Raw genomic sequence first — 26,536 nt, 5'->3', positions numbered from 1 at the left:
AAGCAAGCAAAAGGCCGCCTGCAGCAGTGCTGCAGGCGGCCTTCGTGCGAAAGGATAGCGCAGAGATTTAAGAGATGGTTTCCTTGAGGTGCTCCTCGCGCAGGGGGAGGACGAGGACGAGCGCCAGGATGGCCATCGGAACCATAAGCAGGATAACCGGGGTGAGGCCATCGTTGTAGGCGGAGAGGATGACGTGCTGGATGGTCTCCGGCATCTGCGCCACGAGACCCGGGGTGAGGTGCGAGGAGCCAGAGCCCTGCTCAGCGAATTGCTTGGCGTACTCGGCGCCGGCGGGGCCCATCTCCTTGATGGCGGCCGGCATGTTGGCGGCAAGCTCGTTCTTCATGTTGTGAATGAACAGCGAACCTACGAGGGACGCACCCACGGCGGAGCCGATCTGGCGGAAGAAGTTGTTTGCCGCGGTAGCGGTGCCGACCAGTGCGATGGGGAAAGAGTTCTGCACGATGAGGACGAGGACCTGCTGGACGAAGCCGAGGCCGATGCCGAAGACGAGGAACTCGAAGCCGAGCGTGACAAGGGTCGTCTCGACGGAGAGGCGGGACATCCAGTACAGGGCACCCGCGGTAATCACGAGGCCGATGATGGGATAGACCTTGTAGTGGCCGGTGCGGGCGATGATGAAGCCGACGACGGTGGAGGTCACGATGAGGCCGACCATCATCGGGATCATCATGAGACCAGCCTTGGTCGGGGTGAGCGTGTGGACCATCTGGAGGTAGGTCGGCATGTAGCCGAGGACGCCGAACATTGCCAGACCCAGCACGGTGCCGGCAAGGGTGGTGAGCACCATGTTGCGGTTCTTGAACAGGTGCACCGGGATAAGCGGTTCCTTGGCCTTCGTCTCGACGAGAACGGTGATGATGGCACCCACGATAACCACGGCGGCCAGGCCGAGGATGATCGGATCCGACCACTCGTATTCGGTGCCGCCCCACGTGGTCATGAGGATGAGCGAGGCGGTCGTAAGCGCGATGAAGGTGGCGCCGAGCCAGTCGAAGCGTTTCATGGAGGTATCGCCCACGCGCAGGTGGAGGACGAGAGTACAGACGATCATGGCGAGGATACCCAGCGGGATGTTCATCCACAGGCCCCAGCGCCAGCCCGGGCCGTCCGTGAACCAACCACCGAGGACCGGGCCGAGGACGGAGGACAGGCCGAAGACGCCGCCCATGATGCCCATGAACTTGCCGCGCTCACGGGAGGAGGTGACCTCGGCGATAATCGACTGGGAGGAGATCATCATGAAGCCGGCGCCGAAGCCCTGCACGGCGCGGCCGGCGATGAGCAGGCCCATGGCATGGGCGAAGCCGCCCATCGCGGAGCCGATGACGAACACGGCGATGCCGCCGATGTAGAGCCACTTGCGGCCCATCATGTCGCCCAGCTTGCCGGAGATCGGCATGGCGATGGTCATGGTGACGAGGAAGGCCGAGATGACCCAGCTCATGTGGTCGACGCCGCCGAGCTCGCCCACGATGGTGGGCAGCGCGGTGGAGAAGATCATCTGGCCCAGGGAGCTCATCAACATGGTGAGGACCAGGGCAGAGAAAATCAGGCCGAGGTTATTAGCCCGGGCCTCGCCTTCAGCCGGGGCAACCGGTTCGGTAGTAGCTACCATTGGATTCCTTTCGCGTATTCAGTAAAGAGATGCAGCGCGCCGTGGAGGCGGTCTGCGAGGGGCTCAGTGCAATCGATATCCGGTCCGGCAAGAGCGAGCCACAGGGCCTCGCGAAGGAAAGACGCGATGATCATGGCTTCCGTCGCCGGGGAGGAGTCCGGCAGGCGCTGGAGCTCCGGCTCGGCGGTGAGACGTTGCTCGATGAGCTGCTTAATTTCGTGGGCCTTCTCACGCTTGCGCATCATGGACGCCATGGCGGCCTCGGGTTGCGTTGCGATGCGCTGACGGCGCTCCGCGACGACGGTTCCGTGATGATGGCCGACCATGTGTGCGTCGACGACGTGGAGCGCGAGGGTGAGGACGTTGTCCGTGGGCTCGGTGAGGAAACGCTGTCGAACGTCTTCCGTGAATTCCTTGCTGGGCCCGCCGAGCACGGCGGAGTCCTTGGAATCGAAATAATTGAAAAATGTGCGCCGAGAAATCCCCGCTGCTTCGCAAATCTCTTCCACCGTGACGTCGTTGAAGCCGCGCTCGTCCACCAGCTTGGTGGCGGCGTCCTCAATGGCATCGCGGGTGGCGAGCCGTTTTTGTTCGCGTAACGTTAGTTCTTCTTGCACAGAGTGCAACTTTACACGCGGTGCAAACTTGCACCAAGTGCACAGTGGGTGATTTTCGCGAACTGACGGGTTTGAGAGAGACCTGGCTCATAGGGCAGACGGTGCTGGGATGATTTTTGGGCCGACGAAGCGCTGAGAATCCGCGCGGGGAAGGCGCTTTGGCGGCGAAAAAGTACTCCGCCGCCGCCGTCGGGGGCCGGCGAAGCTGGCATGGCAAAAGCCCCGGCAGGAAAGAAACCTGCTGGGGCGTGGGGCGAAGGCGGCTTAGAAGTTGTCGCGGTCGCGGTTGGTCATGGTGAGAACGTTCAGCTTCGCGTCGAGCTGCTCCTCAGTGAGGTTCTCGCCGTCGACGAAGCCGAGGTCGATGACGGCCTCGCGCACGGTGATGTGCTCGTGGAGGGCATGCTTGGCAGCCTTGGCAGCGTTCTCATAGCCGATGTTGCCGTTGAGCGGCGTGACAATCGACGTGGAGGACTCGGCAAACTTCTTCATGCGCGGTTCGTTGGCGGTGATGCCGTCGACGCACTTCTCAGCGAAGACGCGGGAGATGTTGGCGAGCAGGCGGGCAGACTCGAGGACGTTGCGCGCCATCATCGGGATGTAGACGTTGAGCTCGAACTGGCCGGAGGCGCCACCGAAGGCGACGGCAGCGTCGTTGCCGATGACCTGAGCGGCGACCTGGGTAGCGGACTCGACCAGGACCGGGTTGACCTTGCCCGGCATGATGGAGGAACCTGGCTGCAGATCCTTGAGGTGGATCTCGGCGAGGCCGGTGAGCGGGCCGGAACCCATGAGGCGGATGTCGTTGGCGATCTTGTTGAGGGAGACGGCCACGGTGCGCATGGCGCCGGAGAACTCGACGAGTCCGTCGCGGGCAGCTTGAGCTTCGAAGTGGTTCTCGGCCTCCTTGAGCTGCTCGATGCCGGTGAGTTTCTTCAGCTCCTCGGTGACCTTGGCACCGAAGTCAGCGGCGGTGTTGAGGCCAGTACCGGTGGCGGTGCCGCCGATGGCGAGCTCGCCCAGGCGGGGGAGGACGGCCTCGACGCGCTCGATGCCGAGCTCGATCTGGCGAGCGTAGCCGCCGAATTCCTGGCCGAGGGTGACCGGGGTGGCGTCCATCATGTGCGTGCGGCCGGACTTCACGACGTCAGCGAATTCCTTGGCCTTGGCGAGCAGCGACTCGTGGAGGACCTTGAGGCCCGGGATGAGGTCGTTGACGGCGGCCTCAGTCGCTGCGACGTGGGTGGCGGTCGGGAACGTGTCGTTGGAGGACTGGCCCATGTTGACGTGGTCGTTCGGGTGAATCTCGACGCCGTTGTTGTGAGCGATAGACGCGATGACCTCGTTGGTGTTCATGTTGGACGAGGTGCCGGAACCGGTCTGGAAGACGTCGATGGGGAAAGCATCGTCGTGCTTGTTCTCACCAATTTCCTTGGCGGCGGCGATAATCGCGTCGGCCTTCTCGGCGTCGAGCTTGCCGGTGTCCTTGTTGACCTGTGCGCACGCAGCCTTGAGCAGGCCGAGGGCGCGGATCTGGGCAGCCTCGAGGCCGCGGCCGGAGATGGGGAAGTTATCCACTGCGCGCTGGGTCTGGGCGCGCCACAGCGCGTCAACCGGGACCTTTACTTCGCCCATGGTGTCGTGTTCGATGCGGTACTCAGTCATGAATGTTCCACCTTTTTGTCTTCAACGTGATTCGGAGTGCAGGCTCTTCAGCGCCCGCGGACAAGTCACACTTGCTAGCAACCAGTATGCACAAACACATCACGGTGCGGGGCACAGCGGTGTGTGACGAGCCTTACTAATGAGGAAAAGCCGCGCCGCCGGTGCCCACGTGGGGCCGCAAGCGCGGCGAGGGAAAACTACTTGGTCTTCGGGTCGGAGTAATCGACCACCGAGTATTCCTGCAGCTTGGCCAGCTTGTGCTGGGAGTCGATGTAACGGATGGTGCCGGACTTCGAGCGCATGACCAGGGAGCGCGTGGTGGCGCCGTTGGCACGGTAGGACACACCGCGGAGCATGTCGCCGTTGGTGACGCCGGTGGCTGCGAAGTAGCAGTTATCGGAGGAGACCAGGTCGTTGGTGCCGAGGACGCGGTCGAGATCGTGGCCGGCCTTGCGTGCCTTCTCCGCCTCAGCCTCGTCCTTCGGGGCGAGCTTGCCCTGGATTTCGCCGCCCATGCACTTCATGGCGCAGGCGGTGATGATGCCCTCCGGGGTGCCGCCGGTGCCCATCATCATGTCGATGGAGTTGGTGTCCTGGCAGGTCGCGATGGCACCGGCGACGTCGCCGTCCATGATGAGGCGCACCTTGGCGCCGGCGTCGCGGATTTCCTGGATGAGTTCCTTGTGGCGCGGGCGGTCGAGGACCACGACGGTGACCTCGGACGGGCGGATGCCCTTGGCCTTGGCGACGGCCTCCACGTTCTCCTTGACGGAGGCGTTGATGTCGATAACGCCCACGGCGTCCGGGCCCACGGCGATCTTCTTCATGTAGAACACGGCGGACGGGTCGAACATCGTGCCGCGCTCGGCGGCAGCGATGACGGAAATCGCGTTAGGGCGGCCCTCGGCCATGAGGCGGGTGCCGTCGACCGGGTCGACCGCGATGTCCATGGCGATGCCCTCGCCGGTGCCGACTTCCTCGCCGTTGAAGAGCATGGGAGCCTCGTCCTTTTCGCCTTCACCGATGACGACGATGCCGTTCATGGCGACGGTGTTGATGAGCTTGCGCATGGCGTCCACGGCGGCGCCGTCGCCCTCGTTCTTCATGCCGCGGCCGACCCAGCGGCCCGACGCCAGCGCGGCGGCCTCGGTGACGCGCACCAGCTCCATAGCGAGGTTGCGGTCGGGCATGTACGAAGTGTTATCCGACATGAAAAGGATGCTCCTTGGAAATAAAAATGCGGAAGTAAACGGACCTCCTTATATTGTTGCACTTTTCTTCCAGATCTACGTCCGAATCGGGCCCCCGAATGTGGGAACGTGTACACCCGTTCCGCGATAGTGCCTGTTCAACAGGCCCACAGGAAGCGCACAGGGGATTGGTCGCTGGCGCGGGGCCTCCCGCGAGCCTGCTGCTAGCTCGGCGCGGCACAGTAGGGACCATGATGATTGCGAAAGTCCTAGCCCCTGTCCTCGCTGTGAGCGTCGCTCTGGGCGCCGTCGTTGTTGAGCACGAGAAGCCGCGGGGCGAGACGGTGGGCGAAGCCGTTGCCGCGCGCGTCGCCGCGGCTCATGAGGACTGCTCGCCCGCGCGAGAACGCTTTAGGCAATGCCCCGACGGCATGCCATACTAGGTAGCCGTGGCAGCTGAAGATAAACCCAAAATCTTTGAAGGCGGCAAGGACATGGTCCTGTCGCTCGGCGTCGTCGTCATCATGATGTTGGTCGTCGTGGGCGCGACGGGCCTGTGCACCGTCAATCCGGAAGAGACAAATTACGCGCGCGAAAACCCCGTGGACGCGCAGTCTTTCCTTGACTTAGAGTCGCGCACGACGGAAACGGCCCTGCGTCTGCCGCAGGTGCCCGAAGGCTGGACCCCCAACTCCGCGCGCCGCTCGAGCGTCGCGGGCGAGACCGCCGCCATCGTTGGCTGGGTCACCGCCGAGGAGGGTTTCATCCAGGCTGCGCAGACAGCCGTGCCGCTTGACGATGCCCTTAAAAATTACGATGGCGCATACCGCGCCGACCGCAGCTCCCGCACCGTCGATGGCACCGACGTGCAGGTCTTCGCGTCTGAGGACGCGGACGTCCGCCCGCTGTGGGGCTTTGACTTGGGCGACGAGCGTGTCATTCTCACCGGATCGGCGAGCGATGACGACTATGAGGCGCTGGTGCGCGCGTTCGTCGCGGCGCAACCCCTCCCCAATTAATCCGCGTTCCGCGCTAGCGGAACGCGCCAGCGGACCGCTCTAGCGGGCGAAGCCTGCTAGCGGAACGTGACCGCGGTGAGCTCGGGGGAGAAGACCGCGGAGACACCGGGGGCATCGGCAAGCTCGGTGAGACCGTTGAGCTTGTCGCGGCCGAGGTAGACGTCGACCTTTTCGCGCGTGGTACCCGGGGTGACAGTAATCGACTCGACCTTGCCGTCGGCGAAAGCCACGGCGATGGAGCCCTTGAAGTACGTGACCTCGTCGCCGGAGTCCGTGTGCGGGGTACCGAAGAATTCCTCGACGAGGGAGCGCGGGTCACCAAAGAGGATCGAGCCGGCCGAGCCGGATTTAGACACAAAATCGACGCGGTCGCCGGGGTAGCCGTAAATCTGCATTACTCTGCCGCCTCTGCGGTCTGATCGCCCTGGTCGGCGCGGTGGAGCGCGGCCTCCACGCGCTGGGAGGCGCCGTCGAGGTGGGCCTCGCAGGCCTTGGCGAGCGCCTCGCCGCGCTCCCAGAACTTGAGCGATTCGTCGAGGCCCATCTGGCCGAGCTCGAGGATTTTGACGGTCTCGATGAGCTCGTTGCGGGCCTCTTCGTAGCTGAGCTGCTCGACGGGCGGGAAGGCGTCCTGGCCCGGCTGGCCGGTGCCAAAGGTGTTCTCGGACATGGTGCTCCTTAAATATGCGTTCGTGGGGGAGTTTAGTCTGCCGGCTGAGCGGCCATCGCGGCGGCGGTAATCGAGCCGTCGCCGACGCGGATGCGCAGCTGACTGCCGGGCGGGGACTGCTGGTAGGACGTGACCACCTCGGGACCCGAGCCGTCGCGCGGAACGACCTGGACTACGGCGTAGCCGCGGGCGAGCGTGGCGGAGGGACCGAGCGCGGAGACCTGCGCGCGCAGGGCCGCGACCTGCTTCTGCTCAGTGCTGAGCACGTACTGGATGTCGCGGCGAATGAGGGCGAGGTTGCGGTCGAGTTCGTCGCGGCGGTCGTTGATGGGCTTCATGGGATCGGCGAGCACGGGCCGCGAGCGGATGGCGGCGAGGTTGCGGCGCTCGCGCTCAACCCAGCCGCGCAGGGCGCCGGACATGCGGGCGCGGGCTTCGGCGATGAGCGCGTGCTCCTCGGCGGCGTCAGGGACGACGCGTTTGGCGGCATCGGTAGGCGTCGCTGCGCGCACGTCCGCAACGTTGTCGAGGATGGGGGAGTCCGGCTCGTGGCCGATGGCGGAGACTACGGGCGTCTGCGCCGCGACGACGGCGCGCTGGAGGGCCTCTTCAGAGAAGGGGAGCAGGTCTTCGACGGCGCCGCCGCCGCGGGCGATGATGATCACGTCGACTTGCGGGTCCGCGTCGAGGATCTGCAGCGCGCGGATGACGGAGCTGACCGCCTCGGTGCCCTGGACCGCGGCGTTTTCCACGCGGAACTGGACGTGCGGCCAGCGGCCCTGGGCCACGGCGAGGACGTCGCGCTCCGCATGGGAGCCGCGCGAGGTAATCAGACCGACCTTGTGCGGCAGATAGGGCAGTGGTTTTTTGCGGCCGGGATCGAAGAGTCCCTCACTGGCGAGCTGCTGGCGGAGCATCTCGATGCGCGCCAGGAGGTCGCCCAAGCCGACCTGCCGTATGTCGTCGACCATGATGGAAAACTCGCCGCGGCCCTCGTAGAAGTTGGGCTTGCCGTGGATGATGACGCGGTCGCCCTCTTTGGGGCGCGGCTGCATGGCGCCGAACTGGCGGGAGGGCACGCGCAAGGCAATGGACTTGTCTTGGTTGACGTCGCGGAGCACGAGGAACGCGAAGGCCCACTGAGGCTTGTAATTGACCTGGGCAAGCTGGCCCTCGATCCACAGGTAGCCGAGCTTATCAATCCACCCCTTGACGGAGTGGTTGACCATGGCGACGGACCATGGAGACTCGGGCGAAGACGCGGCATGCGCCATAGAGTGACCTACCTTAATGTACGAAGAAATTACAGGCGTGTTCACCCAGTCTATTGTTTTTGTCCGATCGTCGGTACTCTGGGCTTTATGAGTGAAGCTGGCAAGAATGTTCTCCTGGCGGCGCCGCGCGGCTACTGCGCTGGCGTGGATCGCGCAGTCGAGACGGTAGAAAAGGCGCTGGAGAAGTACGGCGCCCCCATTTACGTGCGCAAGCAGATTGTTCACAACCGTTACGTCGTCGAGTCTTTGGCCGAGCGCGGCGTCATCTTCGTCGACGAGGCTTCCGAGGCCCCCGAGGGCGCCCACCTTGTTTTCTCCGCCCATGGCATTGCGCCCACCGTGCGCGCCGAGGCGAAGAACCGCAACCAGATCACGCTCGATGCCACATGCCCGCTTGTGACGAAGGTGCACAAGGAAGCCCAGCGCTTCCACCGCGACGGTTACCACATCCTCCTCGTCGGCCACGAGGGGCACGAAGAGGTCGAGGGCACCGCAGGTGAGGCGCCGGAGGTTACTCACCTCGTCGACGGCCTCGACGGTGTCGCGGCTCTGCCGGACTGGCTACAGGACGAAAAGCTTATTTGGCTGTCCCAGACCACGCTGTCTGTCGACGAGACCATGGTCATCGTCAACGCCCTGCGCGAGCGCTTCCCACACCTGGAGAACCCGCCGTCAGACGATATTTGCTACGCCACGCAGAACCGCCAAGGTTCCGTCAAGGCCATCGCGCCGAAGTGCGACCTTATGATCGTGGTGGGCTCCAAGAACTCTTCGAACTCCGTGCGCCTCGTTGAGGTCGCGCTCGAAGCTGGCTCCAAGGATGCCCACCTCGTGGACTTCGCCAAGGAGATCCAGGAGGAGTGGCTCGACGGCGTGACCACCGTGGGCGTTACCTGTGGCGCCTCCGTGCCGGAGCTGCTCGTGCGCGAGGTCCTCGAATTCCTCGACGAGCGCGGCTACAGCGACGTCGAGCAGGTGACCACGAGCACCGAGACCATTACTTTTGCCTTGCCGCGTGACTTGCGGCCAGCACGCGTGAAGTAAGTCTTTCGCGTTGCGTCCCCGGTCCGTGCGGACCGGGGATTTTTGTGTATGCGGCGCTGTACGCAGGAGCTCTGCAGAGCTCGCAGAGGGCGGTTACGGTGGATCCTCGTAAGCATTCGATAGTCATGAAGGAGTTAGACAATGACGGATCTGTCCACAAAGACAATTGCCTTTATCGCGACGAACGATTTTGAGGATTCCGAGCTCACCTCGCCGGCGGACGCCGTGCGCGAGGCGGGAGCGACCGTGAAGATTCTTGCCCCGGAGAAGGGCCAGATTAGCGGCAAAAAGGGTACCTCCATCGACGTAGACGCCACGACGGCTGAGGCCCGTGGCGAGCGTTTGATGGCATCGTGCTGCCCGGCGGCACCGGCAATGCGGATGCGCTGCGTCTCGATGAGGCAGCCGTGGAGATCGTGAAGAAGCACGTCGAGGCAGGCCGCCCGCTGGGCGTTATCTGCCACGGCGGCTGGATTCTTACCGACGCGGACGTGCTCAAGGGCCGTACGCTGACGTCGTTCCCGTCGCTCAAGACGGACCTGCGCAACGCGGGTGCGACCTGGGTCGACGAGGAAGTCCACGTTGATGAGGGCCTTGTGTCCTCTCGTACGCCGGACGACCTGCCCGCCTTCAACGCGAAGATCGTCGAAGAGTTTGCTGAGGGCAAGCACTAAGACGTTCTTACAGAAGTCCCCCGGTACGACGCTTGCATGAATTGGGCGTCGCGCCCGGGGATTGTTCTGTCTGCGCGGTGGCGTTTAGTCCTCGCCGTAGAGGTCCTCGTCGAGGCGGCTGGCGCGGCGCGCGGGACGCTTGGAGGCTGCGGGTGAATCTGAGGGGGCATCGGTAGCCGGGGCCGATTGCGCAGGGAACGTGGCGGTGCCGTCGCCTGCACGGCGATTCGGATCGGGGCGCACCGGAGCGTCCTCTTTCGACGTAGACGTCTTCGCAGCCTGAGCCTCGGCTGCGGCCTGAGCCTCAGCGAGCTCGCGTTCGCGGGCCTCGCGGCGGGCACGCGCACGGGCGACGCGCTCAGCCTGCTCGCGCTCGAGAGCATCGCGCGCCGGGAGTCCCTGCTCGATGCGTTCTCGGGCGGCGCGCTCCGCGGCCTGTTCGCGGCGGCGCGCGTCGCGGTCCCGCTCGCCGGTGCGAACGCGACGGGTGGAGGCGGTCTCCGATTGATTGCGGGCTTTGAGCTCCGCCACCGTGAGCGTGCCGGAGCGCTGGCGGGCGCGGGTGCTTGCGACACGATTGCGGCGCTCGGCCTCCGCGGTGGCGCGGCGGGTAGCAGCCTCAGACTCGCGGGTTGACGAGGCGTTGCGACCAGCGAGCCACAGGCGCACGACGGCGATAAGAGCCCCGGCTAGGACAAGGATGAGCAGCGCGGGAAAACGTTCAACGAAAGGATAGGCGCCAGTAAACAGCGTGGTACGCGAGAACAACGAGGCAGTATCGCTGCTTCTATACGCAGTCAGCCAGCCGGTGAGCAACACCATGACCGCGAAGATCACGGGGATAGACAAGACCGTAATGAGCAAGCCGCGTGGGTTGACCACGAGGACGGCCGCGAGGACGCCGAGTGCGAAGCATGCTGTAAAGGCCCAGCTAAAGCCGCTCATGGCGACCGTAATAATGAGGCCAAGAAGGAGCCCGCCAGCGATAATCGCCGGCCCGGACCACACTGGCATGCCGGACCGCGGCGCGTATCCGGAGGGACGGCGGGTGGCGGTGGAGGCATTAGCATGTGACACGAACGGCAATTTTACCTTTTCTTTACCCAGAAAGAGGGATTGAGCGAGGTGAGTTTCCGCATATCGAGCCCGCGTTGTCACCCCGAAACGAGACGCGCGGGCCGTCGTCGGTTAGTGCCGTGGCGGCGGGCCCACGACGGTGAGGTCGAGTTCGGCTTGCGCCGTGCCACAATCCTTCCGCTGGGAACCACGGCTCGGTGCCTTCTTCTTGTACGGCGAAAACCCGAGGGCGCGTTCATATACTCGAAGAGTTTCTCACAGAGAGGTGTCGTGAGAATGCCGAGCATGTGCGTGTTGTGTGCGTGGAAGGAGAACGAGTGGATCGTGCCGGCGCGGGCGTTGAGATAGTCGCTGCGGTGTAGCCACACGTCCGGGCCGTTGGCGTGGATGCGGATTTCGCCGTCTGTCGACGGAAAGATGTAGAACATCGGTGGGGAACGGGGGTAAAAATCGTTCGCTTTACGAACTTCGGTGCAGGTTATGAACGATGCGTTACAGTGCGTGCATGACCAATTCGACATCGCACCGAGGGGAGGGCGCTTCCGGTTCGGCCCACCGTGCTGCGGGCGACGAGGTTGCTGATCCCAGCGGAACACGGTGGCAGCGCGCGGCTATTCACCTAGGCGGATTTGTGGGTCCCTTTGTCGGCCAGTCTATTTCCGTCGTCTTGCCGGAGTTTTCGCGTTCGTTTGGGATTTCAGTCTCCCTCGCCGCGCTGACCATTACGGCGTACACCTTTCCGTTTGCGGTTGCGATGTTGTTTTCTGGCCGACTGGTGCGCGGGTCTTCACCGTCCAAGGTCGTGCTTGTCGCATTCGCTGTTATTTGTGCGGGCGCCGTAGGTCTGATGCTGGCGCCTACATGGTGGATATTCCTCACGATCTTCGTCATCATGGCGATTGCCAATGCCTTCACGACTCCAGTTCTGCAAGGCATTGTGAAACGGATTACTCCTGACCATGAGCTGGGCACCGCGTTGGGGACGTTTACTGCGATGCAATCGTTGGGCGTGTTCTCGGCTCCGCTGCTGGCCGGTGCCGCCGCGCTCATTTCTTGGCGGCTGACCTATCTGGTCGTTATCGCCTCCGTGGTCTTCATCTTCTTGGTACGGGTGCCCATGCTCACGCCCGCGCCGCGCCGGGTGGCTGGTGACAACGAGCGGGTGCGATGGGGATATATGTCCGTCCACATGCTCACCTTCCTGATTCTGGGCGCCGGTGTGGTGGGCATGCCGTTTGCCGTGTCCTTGCTCGCTGCGGAGCGCTTTGATCTCGGCTCGGCCGGCCGCGGCGCCGTCGTGATGTGCGGCGGTTTGGCAGCATTTATTTTCTCCCGCTTCATTGGTCGCGCGGTCGACGCCCTGGGCGTGTCCCGGTCGCTCGCGCTGGGACTGGGGAGCGTCATCGCGGGACTGTTGTGCGTGCCACTGTCCTCGCACCCGATCGTCATTGCGGTTGCCTGGGCGCTGGCGCTCGTGGGCATGCAAGCGGTACAGATCATCATCAACATGCTCGTGCTGCGCTCGCCCGGTGGCACGGAACTCCTGTCGACCGTGTTGGCCTTCCGTTTCTTCGGCGCGGCGCTGGCTCCTGTCGTCATGATGCCCGTGTTTACCGCCAGCCATTATGCTGCCTTCTGGATTCCTGCCGCAGGCGCGGTCATTGCCTTAGGCCTGCAGCTCGCAGTCGCGCGTCGTGCTGCTGCGCGGCGTGCATCCTAAAAGCCGCCTTCCTCCGGTAGAGGCTCCTGCGCGTAACGCGGCCACGTATCGACGCGCTCGAGTTCGGTGGGGAGCCGGTCCGTGCGCGCCGGGATGTCCATCTCGCCGAGCTTGCGGGCGGTGACCATGACGCGGGAGTCGACGGAGCCGAGCGTCGCGTTGAAGGCGTCGATGGCGCGCTCGAGGCCGCGACCCACCTTATTGAAGTGTTCGCCCATGGTGTTAAGGCGCGAGTAGAGCTCGCGGCCTAGGCGCTGCACCTCGCGCGCCTTGTCCGAGATGTCTTCCTGCCGCCAGCCCAGCGCGACGGTGCGCAGCAGGGCGAAGAGCGTGGTGGGGGTTGCGATGACGATATTGCGCTCGAAGGCGAACTCGAGGAGGTCCGGGTCGACGCTCAGCGCGGCGTCGAGGAAAGGATCGGCGGGGACGAAGAGTACCACGAACTCGGGCGTGGGCTGGAAGGCCTCGATGTACTCGCGGCCGGACAGCGCCGCGACGTGGCTGCGCATGAGATGGGCGTGGCGGCGCAGGAAAGCGGCGTGCTCCTCGGGGTCTGTGGCCTCGAGCGCGTCAAGATACGAGCTGAAAGGAACCTTGGCATCAAGGACGATCTGACGCCCACCGGCCAAGCGGATGACGAGATCGGGGCGCACGCGCTGGCCGTCGAGGGTGGCGGTGACCTGCGAGTCGAAGTCGACGTGCTTGACCATGCCGCCGAGCTCTACGACGCGCTCGAGTTGGATCTCGCCCCACCGGCCGCGAACGTTGGGGGAGCGCAGCGCTGTGACGAGTTTGTCTGTGCGGTCATTGAGCCGCGCCGAGGTACGCGTGATGGCCTGCACCTGGCTGGTGAGCGACGCGAATTCGGCGGCGCGACCAGCCTCGAGCTCCTGGAGTTGGAGGCCTAGGCGATCCATGGCCTTCTCGAGCGGGACGACCTGGCGGTCGAGTGAATCTGCGAGGCCTTCGCGCACTCCGGCGGTGAGTTCGCGGGTGGCATCGGCAGGCAAAGCAGGCGCGGGGGACTGGCCCACGCGGTAGGCGTGTGCGAGCCAGCCCAGCACGGCGCCAAGAACAAGGCCAAGAATCAAATACAGGATGGAGCTCATGGAGCCCCACCCTGCCAGACGGTGTCGACATGGTCGTTTAGGAACGCCGGAACTTTTCGAAAGTTTTATCGAGAATGTCGCGGGCCTTGTCGAGCTGCGGACGAATACGCGGGCGCTCGGCCGGGTGTGGCGCGGCGTCGACGTCCATGGTGGTGGGGTCGGTGCCATCAGCTGCAGCGTCGCGACCTGCGGCCTCGCCAGCGAACTCGTTGTCGCGCAGGGTGACGCGTTTCAAGCGGCCCTCGTCTTCGGTGTAGCGACCGATGAGCTCGCCTGCGACGGTCTCGAAGCGGATGTCCTCGGCGTGGATCTCGCCCGACTGCAGCTTGAGGACCTCAAGGACGTAGCGCCAGCACACCGCGAACACGGCGACGACGGGCACGGCGAGGAAGGCGCCCACGAGACCAAAGAGCGCGGAGCCGACGGTGACGGAGATGAGCACGACGACGGGGTGGAGGTTCATGGCGCGGGCCTGGAGCCAGGGGCTCAACACATTGCCCTCGAGCTGCTGGACGACGAGGACGATGATGAGCACGATGACGGCCTTGGTGAGTCCCAGGGAGACGAGCGTGATGGTCACGGACAGCGCGCCGGCGACGATGGCGCCGACGAAGGGGATGAAGCCGGCGCAGAACGTGATAATCGCCAGCGCCATGGCGAGCGGCACGTTGAGGATGATAAGTCCTAGACCGATGAAGACGGCGTCGATGGCAGAGACGAGCGCTTGTGCGCGGACGAAGCCGCCCAGTGTATTCCAGGCGCGGGTAAGCAGCTCGGTGAGGTGCCAGCCCGCGCGGCGGCCGGTGGCCTCGCGCAGCCAGCCCAAGAATTTGTGGCCGTCCTTGAGGAAGAAGAAAGTAAGGACGAGGACGACGAGGAGGGTGACCACGATGGAGGTCACGGTGCCGATGCCGGAGAAGACGCTGCCCGCGATGGAACCCGCGCGGGATTGAATCCATGTGGCGGCCTCGTCGATATAGCGGCCCAGCTCGTCGTTATCAAGCTCGAGCGGCGGACCCTGGACCCACAGCTGCAGGCGCTGGATGCCCTCGACGGTCTGTAAGTACAGCGTCTGGGATTGCCGCGCGAAGTTCGGCGCGACAAACGCGATGATGCCGCCCACGATTCCAAAGAACAGCAGGATGGAGGCGAACGCGGCGAGCCCGCTGGGCAGCCCGACCTTGCGCATCCCACCCGACAGCGGCGCGAGCACCGTACAAATAATGAGCGCCAGCAGAACCGGCAGGACGCCCTGCCAGAAGTTGCCCAGCATGCGCGCGGCCGCATAGATAAATGCGCCGATGATAAACAGGCGCAGCGCCCACATCGAGACGTTGCGCACCATGTCGGCCACGACAACGGAGCGGTCGACTTGGTCTCCCGGCGGGTGCGGGGAGACGCCGCTCAGGCGGGCGGCATCGGCAGCCTCACTCGGCTTGGCGGAAAGCCCCAGGGCCTCGGGATGGGCGCTGGGGTCTGTCGGGGACGCGTCGGGCTGATCAAAACTCACCCCACCATCTTGCCTTAAATTTTTTCCGGTGCGTTAGGATTGGCCCCGTGAGTCTTACACTTGGAATCGTCGGCCTGCCCAACGTGGGCAAGTCCACGCTATTTAACGCCCTGACCCGTTCCGATATCTTGGCCGCGAATTACCCGTTCGCCACCATCGAGCCCAACGTCGGCCTCGTGGAGCTGCCAGATAAGCGCCTCGACCGCTTGGCTGAGATGTTCAACTCGGAGCGCATTTTGCCCGCGACCGTGTCCTTCGTGGATATCGCCGGCATCGTCGAGGGCGCCTCCAAGGGCGAGGGCATGGGCAACGCCTTCCTCGCCAATATCCGCGAAGCCGACGCCATCTGTCAGGTCGTTCGCGCGTTCTCCGATGACAATGTCATCCACGTCGACGGAAAGGTCGACCCGGCGCACGATATCTCGATCATCAATACCGAGCTCATCCTCGCTGACCTGCAGACCATCGAGAAGGCCCTGCCGCGCCTGGAGAAGGAAGCCCGCAAGGATAAGGAGAAGGCCGTCGAAGTCGAGGAGACCAAGAAGGCTCAGGCCGTCCTCGAGGATGACCGCACCCTCTTCGCCGCCGCGAAGAACGGCGAGCTCGATCTCGCGCCGCTGCGCGACCTCCATCTCATGACTGCTAAGCCCTTCCTGTACGTCTTCAACTCGGACGAGGCCGTGCTTACCGATGCCGCCAAGCGCGCCGAGCTCGCAGAGCTCGTCGCCCCGGCGGAGTGCGTCTTCCTCGACGCCCAGACCGAGACCGAGCTGCTCGAACTGCCCGAGGATGAGGCCATGGAGCTCCTCGAGTCCGTGGGTCAGACCGAGCCAGGCCTGGCCACGCTCGCCAAGGCTGGTTTTGAGACGCTTGGCCTGCAGACCTACCTCACCGCCGGTGAGAAGGAAGCGCGCGCCTGGACGATTAAGAAGGGCTCCGCCGCCCCGCAGGCCGCTGGCGTTATCCACACCGACTTCGAGAAGAAGTTCATCAAGGCGGAAATCGTCTCCTTCGACGACCTCGACGAGGCTGGCTCCATGGCCGAGGCCCGCGCTCACGGCAAGGTCCGCCAGGAAGGCAAGGACTACATCATGCAAGACGGCGACGTCTGCGACTTCAAGATCGGCGGCTAGACTCACCCACCGCCACAGCCCGAGTCTGCTCGCACACTATGCTCACCGGTGGCGACCACGAGTCGGAGCTCGTCAACGCCTCACCGGCTTTTCACGACAACGAAGCCCTCCAGATCGCGCGATCGGGAGGGCTTCGTTGTCGTGAAATCCCGCTTAGAGTCGCAACGTCTTCATCACATGCATGCCCGTCGTAATGAGCGTGCGGAAGCGCTCGGGCGGCAGGAGCGTCGAGGGCGCGAGCGGGTGGAGACGTTGCGCGGCGACCGTCCGCTCGTTGGACCACAGGCGTAGGCCGGTCTCGCCGTGGCGGTGGCCGAGGCCGGATTCCTTGACGCCGCCGCCCGGCGCGGCGATGGAGCCGTAGGCCGCCGCGAAGCCTTCGTTGATATTGACCATGCCGGCTTCCACCCGGCTGGCCACGTTCCAGGCGTGGCGCTCGGATCCGGACCACACGGAGGCCGCCAAGCCATACGACGTGTCGTTGGCGCGTGCGATGGCCTCCTCGTCCGAGTTCACCTTATAGAGGGAAAGCACGGGGCCGAAGGTCTCGGCAGCGTAGCACTCCATGTCTTCCGTGACACCCTCGAGGATGGTCGGCTCGAAGAAGAACGGACCGAGCTCCGGGCGGGCCTTGCCGCCGTACACGACAGTTGCGCCCTTGGATACCGCGTCGTCGACGTGGCGTTGGACAGTCTCGAGCTGCCTTGCCGAGGTGAGCGTGCCGATGGTCGCCGCGTCAGTGAACGACGCACCGAGCACCTCGCGGTCGAGCGCTTGCTGCAGTTCGGCGACGAGCTCGTCGTAGACATCGGCATGGACGTAGGCGCGCTCGGCAGACATACACAGCTGTCCTGAGGAGGAAAAAGCCGTGCGGACGAGGGCAGGGGCGGTGGAGGAAGCGGGGGCATCGGCAAGCACGAGCGCGGGATTCTTACCGCCCAGCTCGAGTATGGCGGGAATGAGGCGCTCTGCAGCCTGGGCGGCGAGCTGCTTGCCCACCTTCGTCGAGCCGGTAAAGGAGAGGCCGTCCACGAGAGGCACGAGCGCGTCGCCGACCTCGGCGCCGCGGCCCGGCACGAGTTGCCACGCACCCGCGGGCAGGCCCGCGGCGATGGCGAGGCGGCGCAGGTAGATGGCCGTGAGCGTGGTCTGAGAGTCCGGCTTGTGAACCACGGCGTTACCCGCGGCGAGCGCGGCGAGGACGTCGCCGACGCCGAGGGAGAGCGGATAATTCCACGGGGAAATGAGCCCAACGACGCCGAGCGGGTAATACTGCGTGCGCGTCGTGGTGAGCACAGGCAAGGCGCCGCGGTGGCGCTCGTCGCGCAAGGCGTGGGCGGCGCGCTGACCATAGAAGCGCGCGCAATTGTAGAGGTCCATGACCTCGTCATAGGCGTGGGCGCGGGCCTTGCCGTTTTCGGCCTGGATGAGGTCAAGGACGGTGTCCTCGTTTTCGCGCAAAGCCTCGTGGAGGCGGAAGAACACGCGGCGGCGCTCGGCGAAGCTCGTGTTGCCCCAGACCTTTTGTGCGGCGCGGGCGTCCGTGACTGCGGCCTCGACGTCGGGTGTGGTCGCGGTGGGGAAAGTAAAGAGTTCCTCGCCGGTCCAGGGGGCTACCGCGATGTGCGCGGGGCCGGTGCCGCGCACGTCGCCAGCCGGTGCGGAGTCGAGGATCGAGCGCAGGCGAGCGGCGAGTTCAGCGGGAAGCGAGGGCGAGCGAAAGGTTTTCATAAATTCCCATACTAGCGATTACTAGTGTGACTATCCTTGCACTATGACAGTCACTGAGATGCGGTTCACACAAGCGCTGCGCGCGGCCGTGGACCAGCGGCGCGGGGACGAGCGTCGCGCCGCTGGGCGCGGTGGACGTCGACGCCTTTGAAAACAACGCACGCGCCATGGTCGCCCGCGCCGGCGGGCTGCCCATTCGCGTGGCCTCCAAGTCGCTGCGCAGTGTCGAGGCCCTGCGTAATGCGCTGTCCTTCGACCTCGTCGCGGAGGAAGTCGGCGGCGACATCGACGAGATCCTTGAGAACTGGGAGACCCACGCCCGCAGTGCGGATCACTTTGAGTGCTTTTGGTTCCCGCATACCGACCGCGCGCAGATCAAGCGCAATACGCGCCTAGCGCCCGATGCCGCGCACGAGGTGGGCCCGCGTCCGAAGCGGAAGGAATTCCTCGACGAGGAACTCGTGGGCAACGGCGCCTTCGCTGCGGCCCTGGCGGTCGGGCGCGCCGTGCCCGCGTCGATCCCTTACGCCAACCGCATCGCGACCGCAGCGCTCTCGCACAACCGCTACCGCGGCACGAACCACGGCGTGTTCGTCTCGCCGCGTCGCGTGCGCTTCCACGAGATGGAGTACGCCGTGCCGCTGGCTGACGGCCCCGCGGTCGTCCGCGAGATCCGATCGCTAATCGACCGCCGCGGCTGGCGCATCGGCTTCCCGCTCGAGCTGCGCACCACGGCCGCGGACGACGTTGCGCTGTCCACGTCTACCGGCCGCGAGTCCATGTACATCGCCACGCACGTGCCGCAGTTCGTGGAACCGCAGCCCATCTTCGCCGAGATCGAACCGCTCCTGCGCGTCGCCGGCGGGCGCCCGCACTGGGGCAAGATGCACACCCTTGGCCGCGCGGACCTAGCAGAGCTTTATCCGCGCTTCGACGAGTTCTGTGCGCTGCGCGAACAGATGGATCCGCAGTGGCGCTTCGGCTCAAATTATTTGAAGAAACTCTTCGGCTAATTGAACTTTCGGTCTCAATTGACACCCCAGCGCACGGCTGGTTTTATGGCTGTGCAGAAGGGGAGTAGTTCCGCGTCGGCACCTGGGGTTTAACAGGGTCGGCGCTGGCTGGTCGACATACTGGCGCCGCGCGCCCGGCCACCCAGCCAGGTTCCACCTGGTGAACGAGACCTTCGGTATTCACCGTCCGTTTCCTACCCGGCTGAACCGAAGGGACTCGTTACTATGTCCGCCGTTGATCGTTCCGAACAAACCGCCCTCGAGCGGTTTATGAAGCTGTCTATCGCCGCCGCCGTCGCGACGATCCTGCTGAAGACCCTTGCCGCGTGGCTCACCGGTTCCGTGGGTTTTCTTTCCGATGCCCTCGAATCCATCGTCAACCTCGTCGCAGCCATCGCAGGCTTCATTGCGCTGCGCGTCGCCGTCAAGCCCGCGGACAAGGACCACCATTTCGGCCACGGCAAGGCCGAGTATGTCTCCGCGCTGCTTGAAGGCGCGCTCATCTTTGTTGCCGCCGGCATGATTCTCTGGTCCGCCGCCAACCGCCTCATTCATCTTCAGCCGCTCGAGCAACCTGGCCTGGGCCTTCTTTTGTCCACCGCCGCTTCCGTGCTCAACCTCGTGGTCGGCCTGGCGCTCCTGCGCGCCGGTAAGACTTATCGCTCCGCGACCCTCGATGCGGACGGCAAACACCTGCTTACCGACGTGTGGACTTCCGTCGGCGTCCTCGTGGGCATCGCTGCCGTGTGGCTCACCGGTTGGCTCTGGCTCGACCCCGTCATCGCGCTCGCCGTGGGTATCAACATCATGTGGACCGGGTACCAGCTCCTGCGCGACTCCCTTTCGGGCCTGCTCTCTGAATCCCTGCCCGTCGAGGAAAACGCCGCCCTCGACGAGCTCCTCGCGCGCGTTGCCCCCGCTCATGGCCTCACGATTACCCAACGCCGCACCGTGGCCTTCGGCCGCCAGCGCTTCATCTATCTCACCGCCGACGTCGACCCCACGTGGACCGTCCTCGCCTCCCACCAAGCTGCCGATGCCCTCGAAGACGACGTGGACGGTCTCTTCCCAGGCGCAGAGGTCTTCATCCACTTGGAGCCTGCCGGCGTCGAGCACCGCCGCATGCTCCACATGCGCTAGCTCGCCGCGCTACAACCCGCGGCGTAAAACTCGCCCTCGTCGCCCACGGACTGGTAGCCAATCCGTTCATACACGCGGTTCGAGACGGGATTTGCTCGGTCCGTATAGAGCGTCGCGACCTCGCCGTCGTCGAGGATGTCCTGCGTGAGCGTTGCCACGACCCACGCCGCGTAGCCTTGTCCGCGCTCGGCCGCGGGCGTAAACACCGGCCCAATGCGCTTGAGACCCAGGCCTGTGTCGTTCACGGCCGTGTAGTGGACTGGCTGCCCGTCGACCTCCCACAGCCAATGACCGCCGCGCGCGAGACGCTCCGCCACGTCCGCCGCGTTGAAGAAAGCGGCATACCGCTTCTCACATGGCTTACGCCCCGCCTGTTCTTCTGAGTCGTGTACGAATTGCCGGCGCCAGTCGACGATGAGGTCCACGTCGTCCGGAGTCGCCGCACGCAGTTCGCCCGCCGGGCACGCGGGCCAGACCACCTCGTCGAAAAAGTGCAGGCGCGAATGCATCTCCAGCCGCGCGCCGGGGCCGGCGAGCGCCTTGGCTGTCTCAAAGTGGCCGATGCACCCCGGCAGCTTCTCACCCCGCTCGGACAGCGCGTCCTGCAACGCGGCAAGCGCCGCGGGGCGAAGCTTCTGGACATAGGCGGGGTGGGGCGGCGTCGGCTTTGTGCGCATCGCCACGCCTACGATGTCGTCGCCGTCAGTAATCGTCGCGAACCAATACGGCTGGTCCTCGAGCTTCGGCTTATTCGCTTGGGTGGCAAGCACGCTTGTCTCGCGCAGATGCTCCTTCAGATACTCGCTAGCGGCCGCACGAAACTCGGCCGGTTCCTCATAAAAGTTACGTTCATAGCCACCCAGGCTACAAGTAAGGTGACTCACATTTTGAGCCCCATGTGTGGCGGTGCGCGCGACTCGCCCCCGCATGGGGGTAAGAGTGTTTCCTAAGAGGAATATTTGTCACTACATCTTTAGTTTACGGGAGAAACTTTTGGGGTAGCCGTGTGGATTCTCGAATGTTTCGCCCGTTATCCCGTGTCTCTGCCCTGTGGGGAGAGAAAAATGATGTGCATGTCATATATATACTTATCCTGTTGCAGGCGGGTGAGGGGAACCTTAACCTAGGTCACGTCGCGCCGCCGCGTTCGAGCGGTGCACCCACATCCGTACACTCTCGAGGAGAACTGCATGAAGCTTCGCCGTCTTGCCACCGCCGCTGCTGCCGCTGTGGCCGGCGCCACGCTCTCCGGAGCGCTCGTCGCCCCGCTCGCTGGTGCTGCAACCCAGACCGAGTCCTACCCGGAGACCCCGGCTGTCAACGCCAAGCTCCCCATCGTCCACACCAGCCATGGCTCGGACCACATCAAGGCGAACGTGCTCAACGCGCGCCCCATCTGCAACCCGTGGGAAGACACCCGCACCGTGGTCTACAAGGTGACTGACACGTTCATGCCGGTGGGCACCATCTCCACCACGAACCAGACGGAGAAGGACATTCCGCTCCAGCAGAACTTGTCCAAGTCGCAGTCCATTCAGGTTTCCGTCAACGGCGACCGCACCCAGACGACCTCCATCAACGGTAGCCACACCCAGGATGGCACGACCGCGGGCGTTTCTTTCTCCATCGCCAAGTCGCTCGGTGCGTCCGCGTCCTACTCCCTGTCCTGGGAGGCTGGCCAGTCCATCGGCCCGTACGACGTTCCGCCGAACCACACCGGTGAGGCCACCTACGGCTTCCGCGTTCTCGACATGACCGGAACGCAGCAGTACTGCAAGCCCAACGGCACCTGGTCCACCCCGACCTTCTGGTCCGCGCTGCAGCCTGTGAAGAACGAGGTCCGCGTCAAGCTCTACGACGACATCGCGGATTCCTACGCCCCGAACAAGGACGCGCAGAACACCACCCCGGTCGTTGAGGAAGAAGCCAAGGACCCGGAGGCCGACGCTGAGGTCGTGAAGAACAACGAGGTCCCGGTTGAGGGCGAGGTCGCCACCGAGGCCGAGGGCAAGGCCGAGGAAGAGGCTGATAAGAAGCAGGCCGAGGAGCAGCACAAGCTCGACCTCCAGCCGTACTTCACGACGTCCGGTGCGAAGTCCGACGGCTTCGCAGGCACCGTCGCGCTGCGCCTGAAGAATGTCGGCACCGACCGTTACTACGGCGAGTTCCCGGCAACCCAGTTCCGCGTGGATGTTAAGACCGCCGAGGGCCCGGAGGGCGTTGACCGCCTTATCACCCCGCGTTCCTCCAACGGCGCGCACATTCGCGACCTGGGCTTCGATGAGAAGACCTCCACTCGTTCCTTCGAGGTCACGCTGGCTAACCCGATTAACGCCGGCGACTCCGTCCGCGTGGCCAACCTCGACTTCGGCGACGGCAACACCTCTGAGGGCCGTCTCCACAACTACATCGAGGTCACCCAGATCTCCCGCATCGACGGCGACGATTCCGAGTACAACGACCAGAACGTCGACTCCCGCGGCGCCACCCTGTCGGATACCGGCAAGGAGCTGAAGGGCACCTTCTAAAATGAGGGCATGCGAATAGTCGTCACCGCCTTCGATCCCTTCGGCGGGCAGCGCGTCAACCCCGCGCAGCTCGCCGTGGCCGAACTTCCGTCCCGCATTGCCGGGGCGGATGTCGTGCGTTTTACCGTCCCTACTCGCTTCGGTGCCCCATTACCAGACCTCAAGCGTGCCGATGCCGTCCTCTGTGTCGGCCAGGCCGGAGGCCGCGCCCAGCTCACGCCGGAGCGCGTGGCTATCAATATCGACGACGCGTCGATTCCAGACAACGCGGGTAACCAGCCCACGGGCACGCCCATCGTCGAGAATGGACCCGCAGCATATTTCGCGACGCTTCCGGTCAAAGCCATGGTCGCCGCCATTCGCGACGCTGGCTTGCCCGCAGCGCTGTCGAATACCGCGGGCACCTTCGTGTGCAACCACCTCATGTACCGCATGCTGCACGCGACCGCCGGCACCGCGACCCGCGCCGGATTCATCCACGTGCCCTACGCGCCGGAACAAGGCGAGCCGTCGCTGCCCGTCGCGGACATCACGCGCGGGCTCGTCGCCGCCATCGAAGCCATCGTCGCCCATCCGGACGGCGATCTCGTGTCGGCGGAGGGAGCGACGCACTAATGGCCCGCATCGTCGCCGCACCCAAGCTCAGCCCGCTACACCTTGCCCCGGCCTTTGCCGCGTTCCTCGGCGCGACAGTCGACTAGCTCTGACTCGCTCCCGCTGATAGCACTTCAGGACATATAAGGGGCATCCGCGGCGCGGATCAGGGGCCTTATATGTCCTGGAGGGATTTTTACGGGGCGCCAGCGCGGGTTAGGGCAGGCGCTTGGTCCACGCCTCGGTCGCATACTTCGTGTCGACGAGATCACGTGCCGCCGCGAGATCGGCCTCTGTGAGTTCCGTAGGACGTGCGCCGTAGCGGGTGGCGAATTCCTGGGCCATCGTCGCGATGATCTCCTCGCGCGGCACGCCGGTCTGGCGGCGCAGCGGGTCAACGCGCTTCTTCGCCGACGCCAGGCCCTTGGACGCGACCTTCACCTTGCCGATGCGCAAGACGTCCATCATCTTGTCCGCGTCAATGTCGTAGCTCATCGTCGTGTGGTGAAGCACCGCGCCGCGGCGACGCTTCTGGGCCGCGCCGCCGATCTTGCCGCCGTCCGAGGTGATGTCATTGATGGGCACGTACCACGCGTTGACGCCATGCTTGGCCAGCGCCGCGAGGACCCACTGATCGAGATAGGCGTAAGAATCCTCATACGAGTAGCCCGCGACGAGAGACTCGGGAGCGTAGATGGAGTACGTGATGCAGTTGCCGCCCTCCATGAACATCGCACCGCCGCCGGACATGCGACGCACCGGCGTAATCCCGTGCTTGTCCACGCCCGCCTGGTCGAGCTCATTGGAGTAGGACTGGTAGCTGCCGAACACGACGGCGCGGTCGTCCCACTCCCAGAAGCGCAGCGTCGGGCCGCGCTGGCCGGTGGCCACCTGGTCGAGCAACAGCTCGTCGAGCGCGACGTTGACCGGCGTGGGCAGCACGCCCGGCTGCAGGATTTCCCACTCGTGGTCCGTGAAATCCGTGCCGTCGGACAGCGCGCGCTGCACCGTCACCGCAAGATCGTGCGTGCTAAACCCGTGCAGGGCCACCGGCTCCTCAATGCGCGCCAAGGCGGCGTCGAGACGGCCCTGAATATCCGCGGTCGCCTCGCCGCGGTGCGTGCCCACGAGCGCCGGCGCGAGCGCCTCGTAGGCGTCCTCGGGCTCAAGGAAGAAATCGCCCGCGACCTGCGTCGCGGTGATGGCGCCGGCCTCGTCGACCGTGATATCGACGACGATGAGTTTGCCGCCCGGGACTTTGAGTTCAAAGTGCTTATTCGCTTCAGTCATAAACAAGAGCGTACTCGTGTTTAATCTTTTCGGCCGCGGCCGGGCTTCCGATGCCGCTTCGCCTTACCCGAGGCTTTCCGCCGCGCCGACACACGCGCGGACTCCGAAGAGTAGCGCCCAGCGGCCTGGGGCAGCGGCAATGGGCGCCACGTGAGGTCGGGTTCGCCGCCCAGCCCCGCGACGACCCCAGCGAGGACGGCGACATCGACACCGCGGGCGCGCGCGTGCTCCGTCATCGCCGCAGTATCGAGCGGTGCTGTCGACGCCGATGTGGGGTGGGTGATCTGAGGGAACGGCCGGGTGCCCTGGGGGACGGGGGAGGCGGCATCGGCAGGCTGGATGAGCGCTTGCCAGGTGCCGTCTGCTGCGGGTGGCTCCGGGATGATGCGCGCGCGGGGCGCGAGTGCCGGAACGGGCGGCTCGAAGAACTCCGCCGAGCCGGGCTCGGGCACGTCGACCGCGATGAGTCCGTCTGCGGCATAGGCACGCGCGAAGAGCGTCTGGCCGCCCTCGACCGCGTGACGCAGGAGGTTGGCGACATGCGCCGGCGCCGGTGCCGTGCCCAGCACGCAGTCTTCGGCGGAGGCGACGAACGTCTCGCCCATGAGCGTGAGGGAAACAAAGAAGGAACACGTGTCCATCTGCGTGAGCTGCTCCGCGGAAACGTCATGTGTGGTTTCCGTGGCAAGCAGCACGCCCATCCCCGGGGCGAGGACGGGGCCGCCCGCGTTATTGCGTGGCACCTGCCAGGGGCCGAGGCCGAGGTTGACCGCGATGTCGAGCATGCCGTCGACGATTTCGACCGTCGCTGTGGTGGTGACGTGCATGGTGCGCAGCTGTTCGAGGTCCGGGAAATCCTGGGATTCCTCGGCGTCGAGGGCACCCAGGTAGCCCAGTGGGCAGCGGATATTCCAGCCGCGGGTGAGATTATTGGTCTCGAGGGTGACGTCGATGAGCGTCGGGCCGTCGGCCAGGTGCGGAATTTTTAGCGCGGTGGAGGCGACGATGTGCTCGAGGACCGCTGCGTGTTCCACGCCGCAGTAGTTGCGGGCCAAGGGATAGTGCTGCATGGCGCTCCTCGCGTTGGTAAGTGGACTCCTCCATCGTAGACTCTAAAGCCATGTTGTTTGCCCTTGCTCTGACGTTGCTTGCGGGCTTATCCACGTCTATCGGCGCCGCCATCGCCGTGGGCCACCGCAACCCGGGGCCGAAATTCATGGCGGGGGCCCTTGGCCTGTCCGCCGGCGTCATGCTCTACGTCTCCTTTGTGGAGATTTTGCCGCAGGGCGTGGACAAGCTCATTACGGCTTTCGACTCGGAGCGCACTGGCACGTGGCTGGGCGTGGGTGCGTTCTTCCTGGGCATTGCCATCATTGCGGTCATCGACCGCCTTGTGCCGGAAGAGATCAATCCGCACGAGCCGGGCACCATGCTTGACGATGCCCGCCGCGCCCGGCTCATGAAGACCGGCGTGTTCGCCGCCGCGGCGCTTGCCTTCCACAATTTCCCGGAAGGCTTCGCGGCATTCCTCGCCGGCTTGGAGGACGCGAGCATCGCGCTGCCGGTCGCGTTTGCTATCGCCATTCACAATATTCCGGAGGGTATCGCTGTGGCCGTGCCCCTGCGCCAGGCCATGGGCTCGCGGCGCAAGGCGTTTGCGTGGGCGACGCTGTCCGGCCTCGCGGAGCCAGTGGGCGCCGTCGTGGGCTATGTGCTGCTCTTGCCAGTGCTCGGCGATACGACGATGGGCGTGGCTTTCGGCGTCATTGCCGGCATCATGGTGTTCATTTCCTTGGATGAGCTGCTGCCTACCGCAGAGGAAACCGGCGAGCACCACTACGCCATCTACGGCCTCATCGCGGGCATGGGGCGGAATCAAGCGGTGGATGCGCCACGCTT

Annotated in this window: 24 protein-coding genes and 1 pseudogene; 11 read left to right on the top strand and 14 right to left on the bottom strand. The window is 64.8% G+C overall.

Annotated elements, in window-relative coordinates; translation table 11 throughout:
* Window positions 1-67 precede the first annotated feature (67 nt).
* The 4 genes from HMPREF2559_RS02250 to glpX all read right to left on the bottom strand — a co-directional run bounded on the left by HMPREF2559_RS02250 (window position 68) and on the right by glpX (window position 5,132).
* Window positions 68-1,639, bottom strand: a complete 1,572-nt coding sequence (locus HMPREF2559_RS02250) for an MDR family MFS transporter (RefSeq protein ID WP_066491294.1) — start codon at window positions 1,637-1,639, stop codon at window positions 68-70.
* Entirely contained in the window at window positions 1,633-2,256 is a 624-nt protein-coding gene (locus HMPREF2559_RS02245) for a TetR family transcriptional regulator (protein WP_066509591.1), read from the bottom strand. The genes HMPREF2559_RS02250 and HMPREF2559_RS02245 overlap by 7 nt, the downstream gene beginning before the upstream one ends.
* 264 nt (window positions 2,257-2,520) lie before the next feature.
* Window positions 2,521-3,921, bottom strand: a complete 1,401-nt coding sequence (locus HMPREF2559_RS02240; RefSeq protein ID WP_070539408.1) for a class II fumarate hydratase — start codon at window positions 3,919-3,921, stop codon at window positions 2,521-2,523.
* 197 nt (window positions 3,922-4,118) lie between these two features.
* On the bottom strand, window positions 4,119-5,132 hold the full coding sequence (gene glpX, locus HMPREF2559_RS02235) for a class II fructose-bisphosphatase (protein WP_066491288.1): 1,014 nt from the start codon (window positions 5,130-5,132) through the stop codon (window positions 4,119-4,121).
* A gap of 230 nt (window positions 5,133-5,362) precedes the next feature.
* Between glpX and HMPREF2559_RS02230 the strand changes: the two genes are divergently transcribed.
* Window positions 5,363-5,554 (top strand): hypothetical protein, encoded by a 192-nt coding sequence (locus HMPREF2559_RS02230; protein WP_066491285.1) that lies wholly within the window; start codon window positions 5,363-5,365, stop codon window positions 5,552-5,554.
* Window positions 5,555-5,560: 6 nt separating this feature from the next.
* Window positions 5,561-6,130: a DUF4245 domain-containing protein gene (locus HMPREF2559_RS02225; protein ID WP_066491283.1), complete on the top strand. Its 570-nt coding sequence runs from the start codon at window positions 5,561-5,563 to the stop codon at window positions 6,128-6,130.
* Between the two features lie 56 nt (window positions 6,131-6,186).
* On the opposite strand, the gene HMPREF2559_RS02220 is transcribed toward HMPREF2559_RS02225, so the two are convergent.
* From HMPREF2559_RS02220 to xseA, 3 genes are read right to left on the bottom strand one after another with little or no spacing between them, the layout of a single operon-like run.
* Window positions 6,187-6,525 (bottom strand): hypothetical protein, encoded by a 339-nt coding sequence (locus HMPREF2559_RS02220; RefSeq protein WP_066491281.1) that lies wholly within the window; start codon window positions 6,523-6,525, stop codon window positions 6,187-6,189.
* The gene (locus HMPREF2559_RS02215) at window positions 6,525-6,800 is read right to left on the bottom strand and encodes an exodeoxyribonuclease VII small subunit (protein WP_066491279.1); all 276 of its coding nucleotides are present in this window, start codon (window positions 6,798-6,800) and stop codon (window positions 6,525-6,527) included. The genes HMPREF2559_RS02220 and HMPREF2559_RS02215 overlap by 1 nt, the downstream gene beginning before the upstream one ends.
* A 32-nt stretch (window positions 6,801-6,832) precedes the next feature.
* The gene (xseA, locus tag HMPREF2559_RS02210; RefSeq protein WP_070539406.1) at window positions 6,833-8,074 is read right to left on the bottom strand and encodes an exodeoxyribonuclease VII large subunit; all 1,242 of its coding nucleotides are present in this window, start codon (window positions 8,072-8,074) and stop codon (window positions 6,833-6,835) included.
* A gap of 87 nt (window positions 8,075-8,161) precedes the next feature.
* Here xseA and HMPREF2559_RS02205 point away from each other — a divergent pair, with 87 nt between their 5' ends.
* Window positions 8,162-9,118: a 4-hydroxy-3-methylbut-2-enyl diphosphate reductase gene (locus HMPREF2559_RS02205; RefSeq protein ID WP_066491269.1), complete on the top strand. Its 957-nt coding sequence runs from the start codon at window positions 8,162-8,164 to the stop codon at window positions 9,116-9,118.
* 141 nt (window positions 9,119-9,259) lie between these two features.
* Window positions 9,260-9,792 (top strand): annotated as a pseudogene (locus HMPREF2559_RS02200) (type 1 glutamine amidotransferase domain-containing protein).
* Between the two features lie 84 nt (window positions 9,793-9,876).
* On the opposite strand, the gene HMPREF2559_RS02195 reads toward HMPREF2559_RS02200, so the two are convergent.
* Entirely contained in the window at window positions 9,877-10,869 is a 993-nt protein-coding gene (locus tag HMPREF2559_RS02195) for a DUF6542 domain-containing protein (protein WP_141629167.1), read from the bottom strand.
* Between the two features lie 505 nt (window positions 10,870-11,374).
* Between HMPREF2559_RS02195 and HMPREF2559_RS02190 the strand changes: the two genes are divergently transcribed.
* On the top strand, window positions 11,375-12,589 hold the full coding sequence (locus tag HMPREF2559_RS02190; protein WP_168162228.1) for an MFS transporter: 1,215 nt from the start codon (window positions 11,375-11,377) through the stop codon (window positions 12,587-12,589).
* On the opposite strand, the gene HMPREF2559_RS02185 is transcribed toward HMPREF2559_RS02190, so the two are convergent.
* Window positions 12,586-13,698, bottom strand: coding sequence for a DNA recombination protein RmuC (locus HMPREF2559_RS02185; RefSeq protein WP_066488626.1), 1,113 nt, complete (start codon window positions 13,696-13,698; stop codon window positions 12,586-12,588). The genes HMPREF2559_RS02190 and HMPREF2559_RS02185 overlap by 4 nt on opposite strands.
* 37 nt (window positions 13,699-13,735) lie before the next feature.
* Window positions 13,736-15,208 carry an AI-2E family transporter gene (locus HMPREF2559_RS02180; protein WP_066488636.1) on the bottom strand — a complete coding sequence of 491 codons (1,473 nt, stop codon included), beginning with the start codon at window positions 15,206-15,208 and terminating at the stop codon, window positions 13,736-13,738.
* A 47-nt stretch (window positions 15,209-15,255) separates the two neighbouring features.
* Here HMPREF2559_RS02180 and ychF point away from each other — a divergent pair, with 47 nt between their 5' ends.
* The gene (gene ychF / locus HMPREF2559_RS02175; RefSeq protein WP_066488637.1) at window positions 15,256-16,341 is read left to right on the top strand and encodes a redox-regulated ATPase YchF; all 1,086 of its coding nucleotides are present in this window, start codon (window positions 15,256-15,258) and stop codon (window positions 16,339-16,341) included.
* A 153-nt stretch (window positions 16,342-16,494) separates the two neighbouring features.
* Here the strand turns inward: ychF and HMPREF2559_RS02170 are convergent, their stop codons facing one another.
* Window positions 16,495-18,072, bottom strand: a complete 1,578-nt coding sequence (locus HMPREF2559_RS02170; protein ID WP_066488638.1) for a succinic semialdehyde dehydrogenase — start codon at window positions 18,070-18,072, stop codon at window positions 16,495-16,497.
* A gap of 131 nt (window positions 18,073-18,203) precedes the next feature.
* On the opposite strand from HMPREF2559_RS02170, the gene HMPREF2559_RS02165 reads away from it, so the two are divergent.
* The gene (locus tag HMPREF2559_RS02165; protein WP_066488645.1) at window positions 18,204-19,085 is read left to right on the top strand and encodes a D-arabinono-1,4-lactone oxidase; all 882 of its coding nucleotides are present in this window, start codon (window positions 18,204-18,206) and stop codon (window positions 19,083-19,085) included.
* A gap of 225 nt (window positions 19,086-19,310) precedes the next feature.
* On the top strand, window positions 19,311-20,225 hold the full coding sequence (locus HMPREF2559_RS02160; RefSeq protein WP_066509603.1) for a cation diffusion facilitator family transporter: 915 nt from the start codon (window positions 19,311-19,313) through the stop codon (window positions 20,223-20,225).
* Here HMPREF2559_RS02160 and HMPREF2559_RS02155 read toward each other — a convergent pair.
* Window positions 20,222-20,995, bottom strand: a complete 774-nt coding sequence (locus HMPREF2559_RS02155) for a GNAT family N-acetyltransferase (RefSeq protein ID WP_066509604.1) — start codon at window positions 20,993-20,995, stop codon at window positions 20,222-20,224. The two genes, HMPREF2559_RS02160 and HMPREF2559_RS02155, sit on opposite strands and share 4 nt — an antisense overlap.
* 420 nt (window positions 20,996-21,415) lie before the next feature.
* Here HMPREF2559_RS02155 and HMPREF2559_RS02150 point away from each other — a divergent pair, with 420 nt between their 5' ends.
* Both HMPREF2559_RS02150 and pcp read left to right on the top strand, forming a co-directional pair.
* Window positions 21,416-22,753 carry a hypothetical protein gene (locus HMPREF2559_RS02150; protein WP_066488658.1) on the top strand — a complete coding sequence of 446 codons (1,338 nt, stop codon included), beginning with the start codon at window positions 21,416-21,418 and terminating at the stop codon, window positions 22,751-22,753.
* A gap of 9 nt (window positions 22,754-22,762) precedes the next feature.
* Window positions 22,763-23,368 (top strand): pyroglutamyl-peptidase I, encoded by a 606-nt coding sequence (gene pcp / locus HMPREF2559_RS02145; RefSeq protein ID WP_066488662.1) that lies wholly within the window; start codon window positions 22,763-22,765, stop codon window positions 23,366-23,368.
* A 195-nt stretch (window positions 23,369-23,563) separates the two neighbouring features.
* On the opposite strand, the gene HMPREF2559_RS02140 is transcribed toward pcp, so the two are convergent.
* The gene (locus HMPREF2559_RS02140) at window positions 23,564-24,637 is read right to left on the bottom strand and encodes a lipoate--protein ligase family protein (RefSeq protein WP_066488667.1); all 1,074 of its coding nucleotides are present in this window, start codon (window positions 24,635-24,637) and stop codon (window positions 23,564-23,566) included.
* Between the two features lie 20 nt (window positions 24,638-24,657).
* Window positions 24,658-25,707: a hypothetical protein gene (locus tag HMPREF2559_RS02135; RefSeq protein ID WP_066509607.1), complete on the bottom strand. Its 1,050-nt coding sequence runs from the start codon at window positions 25,705-25,707 to the stop codon at window positions 24,658-24,660.
* 50 nt (window positions 25,708-25,757) lie between these two features.
* Here HMPREF2559_RS02135 and zupT point away from each other — a divergent pair.
* The coding region (gene zupT / locus HMPREF2559_RS02130; RefSeq protein ID WP_070539426.1) for a zinc transporter ZupT at window positions 25,758-26,536 on the top strand (779 nt) is incomplete at its 3' end.

The organism is Corynebacterium sp. HMSC072G08 (assembly GCF_001809185.1).
Taxonomy (GTDB): domain Bacteria; phylum Actinomycetota; class Actinomycetes; order Mycobacteriales; family Mycobacteriaceae; genus Corynebacterium; species Corynebacterium phoceense.
The sequence above is the reverse complement of the archived record's forward strand: the minus strand, read 5'-3'. Positions and strand labels throughout refer to the sequence as shown.

Bases quoted from the DNA above. Each gene is read 5' to 3' on its own strand.
- HMPREF2559_RS02135 (WP_066509607.1), bottom strand. From the start codon at position 25,707: ATGCAGCACTATCCCTTGGCCCGCAACTACTGCGGCGTGGAACACGCA.
- HMPREF2559_RS02215 (WP_066491279.1), bottom strand. From the start codon at position 6,800: ATGTCCGAGAACACCTTTGGCACCGGCCAGCCGGGCCAGGACGCCTTC.
- HMPREF2559_RS02250 (WP_066491294.1), bottom strand. From the start codon at position 1,639: ATGGTAGCTACTACCGAACCGGTTGCCCCGGCTGAAGGCGAGGCCCGG.
- HMPREF2559_RS02190 (WP_168162228.1), top strand. From the start codon at position 11,375: ATGACCAATTCGACATCGCACCGAGGGGAGGGCGCTTCCGGTTCGGCC.
- HMPREF2559_RS02140 (WP_066488667.1), bottom strand. From the start codon at position 24,637: ATGACTGAAGCGAATAAGCACTTTGAACTCAAAGTCCCGGGCGGCAAA.
- HMPREF2559_RS02160 (WP_066509603.1), top strand. From the start codon at position 19,311: ATGTCCGCCGTTGATCGTTCCGAACAAACCGCCCTCGAGCGGTTTATG.
- glpX (WP_066491288.1), bottom strand. From the start codon at position 5,132: ATGTCGGATAACACTTCGTACATGCCCGACCGCAACCTCGCTATGGAG.
- pcp (WP_066488662.1), top strand. From the start codon at position 22,763: ATGCGAATAGTCGTCACCGCCTTCGATCCCTTCGGCGGGCAGCGCGTC.
- HMPREF2559_RS02240 (WP_070539408.1), bottom strand. From the start codon at position 3,921: ATGACTGAGTACCGCATCGAACACGACACCATGGGCGAAGTAAAGGTC.
- HMPREF2559_RS02185 (WP_066488626.1), bottom strand. From the start codon at position 13,698: ATGAGCTCCATCCTGTATTTGATTCTTGGCCTTGTTCTTGGCGCCGTG.
- xseA (WP_070539406.1), bottom strand. From the start codon at position 8,074: ATGGCGCATGCCGCGTCTTCGCCCGAGTCTCCATGGTCCGTCGCCATG.
- HMPREF2559_RS02150 (WP_066488658.1), top strand. From the start codon at position 21,416: ATGAAGCTTCGCCGTCTTGCCACCGCCGCTGCTGCCGCTGTGGCCGGC.
- HMPREF2559_RS02170 (WP_066488638.1), bottom strand. From the start codon at position 18,072: ATGAAAACCTTTCGCTCGCCCTCGCTTCCCGCTGAACTCGCCGCTCGC.
- HMPREF2559_RS02205 (WP_066491269.1), top strand. From the start codon at position 8,162: ATGAGTGAAGCTGGCAAGAATGTTCTCCTGGCGGCGCCGCGCGGCTAC.
- HMPREF2559_RS02230 (WP_066491285.1), top strand. From the start codon at position 5,363: ATGATGATTGCGAAAGTCCTAGCCCCTGTCCTCGCTGTGAGCGTCGCT.
- HMPREF2559_RS02220 (WP_066491281.1), bottom strand. From the start codon at position 6,525: ATGCAGATTTACGGCTACCCCGGCGACCGCGTCGATTTTGTGTCTAAA.